Source organism: Xanthovirga aplysinae (assembly GCF_009711365.1).
Taxonomy (GTDB): Bacteria; Bacteroidota; Bacteroidia; order Cytophagales; family Cyclobacteriaceae; genus Xanthovirga; species Xanthovirga aplysinae.
The window spans coordinates 1-9,327 of record NZ_SMMB01001143.1 but is presented as its reverse complement, the minus strand read 5'-3'; the positions used below and the strand labels follow the sequence as shown (position 1 = coordinate 9,327).

Sequence of the window (9,327 nt, the reverse complement as noted above, 5' to 3'; positions counted from 1 at the left end):
TTACTGTGTTCTATAAAGTCCTGTACTTTTCATGTTTATACCTCTGATAAAGACCTAAAAGGAATTCAAGCACAGAGTTTGGAAGAAGCGGAAAATGATGAAGGAGAACAAATGCTCGTGGAGGAGGGGGTGTTAGGGGAAACGCTTCCGGAGGTTCCAGATGCTTATCCCGGAGGAAGGGGTCCTCAACCATCTGCTATTCAAATGAAATATGCGGAAATATTAGGTCTCCATCCTGAGGATTTAAAAAATGAGAAACTCTACTTTTTTATAGAAACATGGTTAGGAGTTCCTTATAAATATGGAGGGATAGATAAATCAGGAATTGATTGTTCTGCTCTTGTTCAAACACTTTTTTATGAGGTGTACGATAGGGAGATTCCTCGTACCTCTTTAGAGATGTTTCAGTCCGAGCTTTTTGATCGCTTTACGGGAAAAAAGTACCTGAGAGAAGGGGATTTGGTGTTTTTTAGGATGTCTCCCGATGATGTGGTGTCCCATGTGGGTATTTATTTGCAAAATGGAAAGTTTTTAAATGCGGCTACTTCCACAGGGGTGGAGATAGCTGATTTGAATTCTATTTACTATATCACACGCTACTATAGTAGTGGCCGAATTAAACCGCTTCCTGTAGTTAATTAATCCAAATTGCCATGACAGTTGATGAGGTGGTGAATAAAGTTCAGGCCATTCAAGGGACAGAATTTGATGTTCGGGTTGAAATTTTGGTGGCCAATATGCTTGATCAAGGAGTGGATCCTGAGGAGATCATGTTCTTTTTTGAAGGGGTGTTTAACCGTAATTTTAGAAAGGATCTCCTAGATGTAGAGTTGATCTTTAATGAGTATGAAAAATCGGATAACATTGGGCTGAAGCTTTCAAGAGACGGTTTATACCATACCCTTCCTGAGGCTTTGTTTCACCAATCGTTGAAACCTCCTGTTAAGGGGACTAAACAGTTGGCCGAAGATTATAAAAGAAGAAAGGAGGAGGAGGGAGAAGCCAAGAAATTTTTTGCTCCCTTTGAAAACGAGTTTTTACTGCACAGGGTGTTTCAGGAGCAAGAAGAAAAGCGATTTCTTGCAGGTCTAAATAATACAAAGGTAGATGATTTCTTTATGGACTTTTGGGACATTGAGAAAGACCTGCCTGTAGAAATGACATCGAAGATGGTCCAGTTGCTGCCTTGGGCCTGGAAAATTGCCGGAGATTTGGAGCTATTTGTGCGCTGCTTGAGGCTTGTGATGGGAGAAGAAGTTTCCCTTAAAGAAATTGGTTATGAGCGGATGTCGCAAGATCAACAACAAATGTCTTTAGGAGAAGTTCGACTTGGCCTTGAATTTATTTCTGGTCACTCTTTTATGGACGATACATATTCTGTGGAAGTTGTCATTGGACCTGTCCCCAATGAGCATACTTGCAAATACCTGAAAGGCGGAGAATATCAACGTTTTTTGGAGGTATTTTATAGTTTTTTCCTTCCTCTTGAAGTGGCAGCTACCACTAAAGTTATGATAGAGGAAGAAGAAAGTAAATTTCAATTGAGTAATGAAAATTTTTCTGCCCGTTTAGGGTGGACAACTACCCTTTAATCACTGTATGAAAGCACATTTAAAAGAATTATTTAGTACAGAAATTATTGTTCTGTGTATTATCTTACTGACTGTGAGTATTGTTTTTACCGTGATTTTTTCCAACATGGTCAAAAATTATGGACAGCGCTATAAGAAAAAAGTAAACATATATATTATTCTGGCTATTCTGGTGTTCGGATTAGATACCTTCTGGGGCTATAGCAATCTGTTTGTTGGAATACAGGAAACTTTTGCATTTTTTCAATTAAGCTTTTTGGTGTTTGGAGTGATTCATGTTGTTATCGTTCATGGCCTGATGGATGCTTTTGAGGATAAGGATGCAGTGGGGAAACACCTTTTCTTTACTCTGGTGATTAGTCTCTATGGAATGTTGGCTTTCTGTGTGGTGAATACCTACCTGGCAGGAATCGACTATTTGTACATAATGCTGACTGCTTTTATGGCCTTTATTATTCCTACTTTTTTTGAAAGAACGTTGAACAAAGCTTTGGCTATTCCGGCGCGGGTAATGAAAAACTGGACCTTTCCTATTCAGAATGGATTTTCCGAACCTAAAGACGATGAATTGAGGGACCTGGTGGTACTTAGTTTTGAATTTTATAAGTCATCCAATGATCCTCTTAAAACTAATTTTAAAGCAAAGGCTCCCATTCGTATGGATTTCGGACGGTTGTTCTACCATTTTGTCAACGATTATAATGATCGTCATCAGGAAAGAATTGAAGTGTCAAATGATAAGGGGGAAGCAGGACAGTGGGTGTTTTACATTAAACCCCCTTGGTATGGAGTAGCTAAATATATTGACCCGGATCTTCCTATTTATATGAATGGAATTGAAGAAAATAGTGTGGTGATATGTAGAAGGGTGTAGTGCTGGTCTAGGGGCTAGACGCCTTGTGGGGCCAAAAAAGCAATGGGGAAGGGTAAGCTTTGATTAGACAGCTTATAATTTGAGTAGTGAACTTCATTAAGGACAGGGGAGTAAGGGAAAGCGACTAAGCCTCAAGCAGTATACATGAAAGTTGAAAAAAAATAAAAGCCTTATATGTTAGAAAAACTGAAATATCTGCCGGTGAATTGGGTGGATGGTATGAAGATCAACGAAAGTCATTTTAATGATTTGCAAAATCATATCACCGACCTTTCTAGAGATTTGGCAGGCATAGGTTTGAATTACCTCAATTATGGCCTATTGCCTTCGGAAAGTACCGATGAAATGCTGAATATTTCTATGGTGATTGATAACCATAAGCTATTACGGGTAAAAATTGAACAGTGTAGAGGTGTAACGGTGAGTGGGGCACGGATTGAAATCACAGATTTTGCTGCTAAAAATCTGGATTTTTCCATGCCTTATCCAGAACTCACTTATAACATTGAAGAAGGGAAAGAGGTTATTTTAGTTATTGTTTTATCAGTTTATCCTTTTGAACGGGTCACTGTGGGGAAACCTGATCCAGATGAGACACCTCCCCGTTATCCTTATGTTGTTCCAAAGTATGAATTAAACCTTATTCCAGAAGGAGACTTTAAGCGTAAGGAAAAAAGTCCCTATATGCTTCCTATTGGGCAAATTAAGGTAAGTGGAAAAGAAACCATGCTGGTAGAGGAGTATATTCCCCCCTGTACTATGACGCGATGTCATCCTAAACTGGTTGAGACTTATACACAGCTAGATAGTTTCCTGGGGCAGTTAGAATTGTTTTGTGTCCAGATAGCTCAAAAGATTAACCGGAAAAACCAAAGCAGTGAACTGGCAGAGTTAATGTTAAGGTTGACCGAAACCATTGTGATTTATCTGGGAAATAAGATCACGGCTTTTCGATGGTCGGCTCCGGATTCTCCTCCTTCCTATATGTTTGATGTGATTACTAGTCTAGCACGTCAAATGAAAAATACCATTGATATGCGTTCAGGAGCCGGAAAAGAAGAATTGTTGAACTACCTTTCGGAGTGGTGCGGTTTGTCTCAGGGACAATTTGAAATATTGTTCAGCGATTTGATAAATAACAAATACGAACATAATGATATTACCAAGACACTGGTTCTGGTGAGGAATTTTGCGGATACTATGCAGAACCTCTTTAGCACCCTAAACCGATTGGATTATATCGGTAAGCGTAAAGATGCTAGCATCTTTGTGCAGGAGAAAGTCCTGATGGATAAGGAAGCAAATGAAAAACTAAAACCTAAAAGAGCCAGCTTTTTAGCAGACTAAAAAACGGAACTGAATAATGGAAGTACTGAATAAGAAAGAAAGAATACGGGCCTTTTTACTTTTCCTGTTGTTGTTTGTGGTGACAATAGCCATGATAGTGTTTACTATCTTTTTTGATTTTCAGCTACCCTGGCAACAAAACCAACTGTTGAAAACCGAGAATGACCAAATATCAGTTGAATTTGATTTTCAACAGGCCTACAAGCAAAAAATGTTTAAAGCAAAAGACTTGTTGGATTCTATGAACTTACCGGGACAAAATAGCTACTATATGGAGCAATTGGTGGGTTCTGAACTAATTGAAATGCAAAAGTCGATTCCGGAAGATTCCCTGTTGCACGATGATATGTATGATCATATCATCACTCTTTATACAGATATGTTGGAGGATAAAAAGACCCTTAGGGATTTGAAAGATGCTGAGCTTACTATTTCTGAGCTAAAACAAAATTTAGAGGTCTATAAAATAGAGTTGGAAAGTGCCAGGAGTGATTTGGAAGTTCTTGAAAAGTTAAACCGCGCAAAATAACAATATGAGCACAACTACAATTAAATACACTGCTGAAATAGAAAAGGCCATATACGTTGCCCGACAAATAGCCTTAGAGCATTCTAGTGCCTACTGTGCTCCTGCGCATCTTTTCAAAGCCCTCTTTCATAAGGATTTTTCCCTCTGGGAGATATTGCTGGAGCTAGAAAAAGATGGCTATTATATGGAAGAATGGGTGGACGTAAAGCTGGAAGAACTGGAAAAGGGTAACGTTCATTCTGATAACCTGAAAGAAAATACTGCTTTTCAGACGGTAATGGCTGAAGCGGAGTCCATAGCGCTGACATCTCTCCATTTGGAGGAAATTGATATCCTTAGTGTATTGGCAGCCTTGTGCACACCGGGAGTTGGCTTTAGTTATGACGAACTAAAGACTATGCCCTTGAATAGAAATGAGATTTTAAAGCTTGGTGGACAAACCGATAGGAAAGTACCTCCTAAAGAAAAGGGAGTAAGCCCTCTTTCTCAAAAAGCCCTTAATAAATATTGCCGAAACAAAACAATGGAGGCAAAGGATGGTTTGTTGCAGCCAGTGATTGGTAGGGAGGCAGAGACTAGAAGGATTTTTGAAGTGCTGGGACGAAAAGCCAAACCTAATGTTATCCTAACAGGAAATCCTGGTGTAGGAAAAACAGCGGTTTTGGATAGCCTGGCTTTAGAAATAGCCCACCAACATGTACCGGAAAAATTGCAAAATGCAGTTTTATTTGATCTGGATCAGGGAGCCCTATTTGCAGGAGCTTCTTACAAAGGAGAGGTGGAGGACCGCCTAAAGGGCATATTGGAAGAATTGAAAGCCCATGAAAAGGCTATTTTGTTCATTGATGAAATTCATGCCCTACTCAATAAGAAAAATGGTAACGATACTTTATCTAACCTGTTAAAAGCGGAACTACAGCGGGGGGAAATTACATTGGGGGGGGCTACTACCACAGATGAGTATGTTAAGCACATTGAAAATGACGAGGCCTTTAATAGAAGGTTTGAGATACTGAAGATCGAGGAGCCTTCTATTGAGTTGGCCTATAGGATGATTCGTCATATAAAGGGGAGTTACGAAGAGTTTCATCAGCTTAAGGTCAAAGATGAAGTGGTGGGAGAGGCGATTCGCTTGTCCAGTCGCTATATGAAAGAAAAGTCCCTGCCAGATTCAGCCATTGACTTGCTTGATAGAACCCTATCTGTAGTGAAAACTACCAAAGAGACGGTTTCGGTAGAGTTGAAGCAATTTGAAGAAGAATTAACTCAAATAAACGAAAAGTTTAAGGGAGGAGAGCTTGTCGATGAATTGCAATGGATGAAACGTCGCCTGGATGAAAAAATGGGCTTGCTGCTTCAGGAAGTGGGAGAAGAAAACGGGAAAGAAAAAACAGCACCTTCTGCTGCTGGGCTGATTGAGAAAATGGGCGAAAAGCTAAAATCCCTGAAAGAAACAGCGGAGCAACCTTTGGAGGAGATTACCAAAACGCATTTAAGTGCTGTAGTAGCCCAAATTACAGGCATTCCTATGGGTAAGATCAGGGATGAGGAAAAAGATCGCCTGATCAAAATGGAAAGCATCCTGAGAAAAAGGGTAGTGGGGCAGGATCATGCGCTAAAAGCAGTTAGTGAAGCGGTGGTTGAATCCCGTTCCGGATTAAGTAAAGGAAATCAACCTATTGGCTCTTTTTTCCTATTGGGACCTACGGGTACAGGAAAAACCGAATTGGCGAAAAGCCTGGCGGATTTTCTATTCCAGGATGAGGAGGCTATCATTCGTTTTGATATGTCCGAGTTTAAAGAAGAGCATTCCGCTGCCTTGCTTTATGGAGCGCCTCCGGGTTATGTAGGCTATGAGGAGGGAGGTTTGCTGGTGAACAAAATAAGGCAAAAACCTTACTCAGTAGTGCTGTTCGATGAAATTGAGAAGGCCCACCGTTCTGTATTTGATCTTTTTCTTCAGATTATGGACGAAGGAAAACTACATGATAAGTTGGGCAAAGAGGGAGATTTCTCTAATGCTGTTGTGTTGTTTACTTCTAATATTGGTAGCCAGTTCATTACAGAAGCTTTCCAGAAGGGTGGTTTACCTGCCTCATCAGAATTGATGGAGATCATGACACAGTATTTCCGTCCGGAGTTTTTGGGTCGTTTAACTGAGATTGTGCCATTTGCACCTATCAGTGAGGACCATATTGTGGATATCTTTAACATTCATCTAGTCAAAGAATTGACTCATATGTTGGATGAAATGGAAATAAAATTCCACATGACGGAAGAGGCTAAAAAACAGCTGGCACTTTCCGGATATAATGCACAATATGGGGCACGACCGATTAAAAGTATTATCCGTACCGAGCTTAGGAAACCTTTATCCCGAAAAATTATTAGTGGAGACCTGAAGAAGGGTGATCAAATCACTGCCGATTGGGTGAATGGTAAAATTGTTTGGAAGTAAAAAGTTTTTAAATACTTATGGCTGTAAAGGCGAAATTGTTTATTGATGAGTTAGAGTTGAACCTGTTGGAATACGACCTTGAGTTTATTCAACCCGTAGGTTTTCAGTCTCGGCCAAACGATAGTGTAAAGGGAGGTATCTTTAATGTGGCTTTTGAAAAACAAGAAAATGTCAATTACCTCATGAATTGGATGACACAGGCCAACATGAGGAAAAACGGAAAAATACGCTTCTATACACCCGATGGTATGGGGCGCTTATACGAGCAGGAGTTCTGGGATGCTTATTGTATAACTTATAAGGAAACCTTTTGGGCAGATTCCCCCGAGCCTATGACCATTCGACTAAGTTTTGCTGCAGGAATAATTCGAAATAGCAAGGGCGCGCTGTTCCAGCAAACCTGGAAGATAAGTGATATTGGGGCCATGGCTGAGCAAAGTCAACCAGAGGAAGAGGAAGAGAAAGAAGGACAAGTTAAATCAGTTGCTATTACTGATTTGGAAGGTGTTGATAAGGAAAAATTAAAAGCTGGGGAGCAAGTCCTTTTAGTGGTGGAAACCAAGGATTTGGCTGGTAAGACCATTAATATCAATTTGAGTCAAGAGGAAAATGTCAGCTTTAAGTACCAAGGTAACCTAATAGCCGATGATGTCTTGAGGGACTATGCTGTACAAAGCGAAAAGGATGAGATTGAACTGGAAGTAGTAGAAAGGGAGGCACAGGGTGGTTAAGGTTAGTATTACTTATGGGGGAAAATTGACCCAATGTGTGGTGGAGTCGGAGCCTTTGGAACAAGGTGGAGAAGTAGAATTTATGGCTAATGGGGTGAAGCTAAATGATACGGAATCTTCTGATCAAAGATTTGTGACGGTATCTAGCGTACCTGAGATGCCTGAGTTGGTGGTAAATAATAATACCAATCAACAACTTAGAATTAGGTTGAAAATTAATTATACCAAGGTAGGAAGTTATGGTGGAGTAAGTGCAACCAGACGGATTTTTTTGGATTATTTTCCCGAAGAAAATAATGGGCAAGCTGTTACTCAAACTATAAATCCAGGAGATAGTTACACGATAGATTTTGGGGATAAGGTCAGAGGTGGACAAGCAACATTTGAGTATATACTTGGTGACTGGGAATGGACGCAGGAAAATGTGGAAACCTTTGAATTTCACATTCGAGGTTTAAATCCAAGCCGTGCAGAGGTAACCTCTTATCTCCAAAGTGAGGGTTACTTGGATAGGTATTGGTTTATTGTTCATTTGTTGCAGCATGAAAGTGGGACATTTTCTGAGAATGAGTTCCTAAATTTTAATAGAGGGGAAAATTTTAGTGTAAATGGATTAAAAGGGTTGCCAAATTGGGGGGGACCTAGAGGCTTTGGGATAGCCCAATTAGATAATTTTGGTCAATTAGATCAGGAAAATAATAATGACCAACAATTAATTGAAACTCTGGGTGTGGATAATTTAGAAGATGGGGAAGTAGTAGTGGATGAACAGGGAAGGTATATCAATCATGATAGATATATAGTAGCTTCTGATAATGAGATATGGAATTGGAAGGAAAATATTGGGACGGCTATTCAATTATTGGATATGAAAGTCGAGGAATTAACTGATCCTCAAAAGGGAAGCGCTCGGATTCGGAATCTACATAATAATATCGAAAACTGGAATAATAGTCACCCAGAAAATCTTTTTCAGGGGCCTGATGATCAGGAGGAAGGGAATTTTGTCTTTAGTTTTATAGAATCTGAAATTGATGGTTTTATTGATTTTAATGGGATTTTTAATGGGACTGAAGGGACAGCAAACCATATTAAATCTTTCTATGATGCACACCTAATCCGTTATTACAACGGGGGACATTATATTGTGGGTAATGGAAATAGCTCTACTGGATACACTTGGACCTTAGATCGGGATTCTGCTCAATCAGGTTATTATGTGGAAAACATTTGTTCAGAGGATGTTTCTGGTAATTCCTGATTCAGGATATACAATTAATTTTAATTTATGAAATACGTTTTGATTTTTTTATTTCCGCTTATTTCCATTTTTTATGGTCAATTTAATAGTCATGTTAAAATGGGAGGAAAGATAAATTGGCCTTCATCTATGATTCAGGATGATAGTGAATACCCCCTTTTTTTAGGACATGGAATTCTTTATGCCAATTCTAAGGATACTGTATTTAGTGATAAGTATAAAGATCAAGATTATTTGCCTTTAATCTGTGTTTATACTAATCAAGGGGATAGCTTATTAAAACTAAAGCCTAAAAAACTAGATAGGTTAAATTTCCAAAAATTGATTAAATCAACTTTAGGGTATTTTGTGTATTATAGTGAATATGATCCAGGGAGTGGAAATCTAAATTTCAAGCACTTTTATCATCTTGATACTGTAACTTTAAAAATGGATAAGGTGACCATTGTTGAATCCTTAGATGTGTACAGAGATTCCCTTAATTTAGGAAGGGATGTATTCACGAGAAAGGGAGAGGAGTTTGTAATAGAAAAAA

9 protein-coding genes are annotated in these 9,327 nt (G+C 39.2%); all 9 read left to right on the top strand.

The window, feature by feature from the left end:
• Positions 1-642, top strand: a 642-nt coding sequence (locus tag E1171_RS14285; protein WP_187696462.1) for a C40 family peptidase, incomplete at its 5' end; no start/stop codon positions are given.
• Between the two features lie 11 nt (positions 643-653).
• Positions 654-1,592: a type VI secretion system baseplate subunit TssG gene (locus tag E1171_RS14280; RefSeq protein ID WP_155206707.1), complete on the top strand. Its 939-nt coding sequence runs from the start codon at positions 654-656 to the stop codon at positions 1,590-1,592.
• 7 nt (positions 1,593-1,599) lie between these two features.
• On the top strand, positions 1,600-2,466 hold the full coding sequence (locus E1171_RS14275) for a TssN family type VI secretion system protein (RefSeq protein WP_155206706.1): 867 nt from the start codon (positions 1,600-1,602) through the stop codon (positions 2,464-2,466).
• Between the two features lie 174 nt (positions 2,467-2,640).
• Entirely contained in the window at positions 2,641-3,813 is a 1,173-nt protein-coding gene (locus E1171_RS14270; protein ID WP_155206705.1) for a hypothetical protein, read from the top strand.
• A gap of 16 nt (positions 3,814-3,829) precedes the next feature.
• On the top strand, positions 3,830-4,342 hold the full coding sequence (gene tssO, locus E1171_RS14265) for a type VI secretion system TssO (RefSeq protein WP_155206704.1): 513 nt from the start codon (positions 3,830-3,832) through the stop codon (positions 4,340-4,342).
• A 4-nt stretch (positions 4,343-4,346) separates the two neighbouring features.
• Positions 4,347-6,800 carry an ATP-dependent Clp protease ATP-binding subunit gene (locus E1171_RS14260; protein WP_155206703.1) on the top strand — a complete coding sequence of 818 codons (2,454 nt, stop codon included), beginning with the start codon at positions 4,347-4,349 and terminating at the stop codon, positions 6,798-6,800.
• A 17-nt stretch (positions 6,801-6,817) separates the two neighbouring features.
• Positions 6,818-7,531, top strand: coding sequence for a type VI secretion system tube protein TssD (gene tssD, locus E1171_RS14255; RefSeq protein ID WP_155206702.1), 714 nt, complete (start codon positions 6,818-6,820; stop codon positions 7,529-7,531).
• The gene (locus E1171_RS14250; protein WP_155206701.1) at positions 7,524-8,792 is read left to right on the top strand and encodes a hypothetical protein; all 1,269 of its coding nucleotides are present in this window, start codon (positions 7,524-7,526) and stop codon (positions 8,790-8,792) included. The genes tssD and E1171_RS14250 overlap by 8 nt, the downstream gene beginning before the upstream one ends.
• A 99-nt stretch (positions 8,793-8,891) precedes the next feature.
• Positions 8,892-9,327, top strand: a 436-nt coding sequence (locus tag E1171_RS14245; protein WP_155206700.1) for a hypothetical protein, incomplete at its 3' end; no start/stop codon positions are given.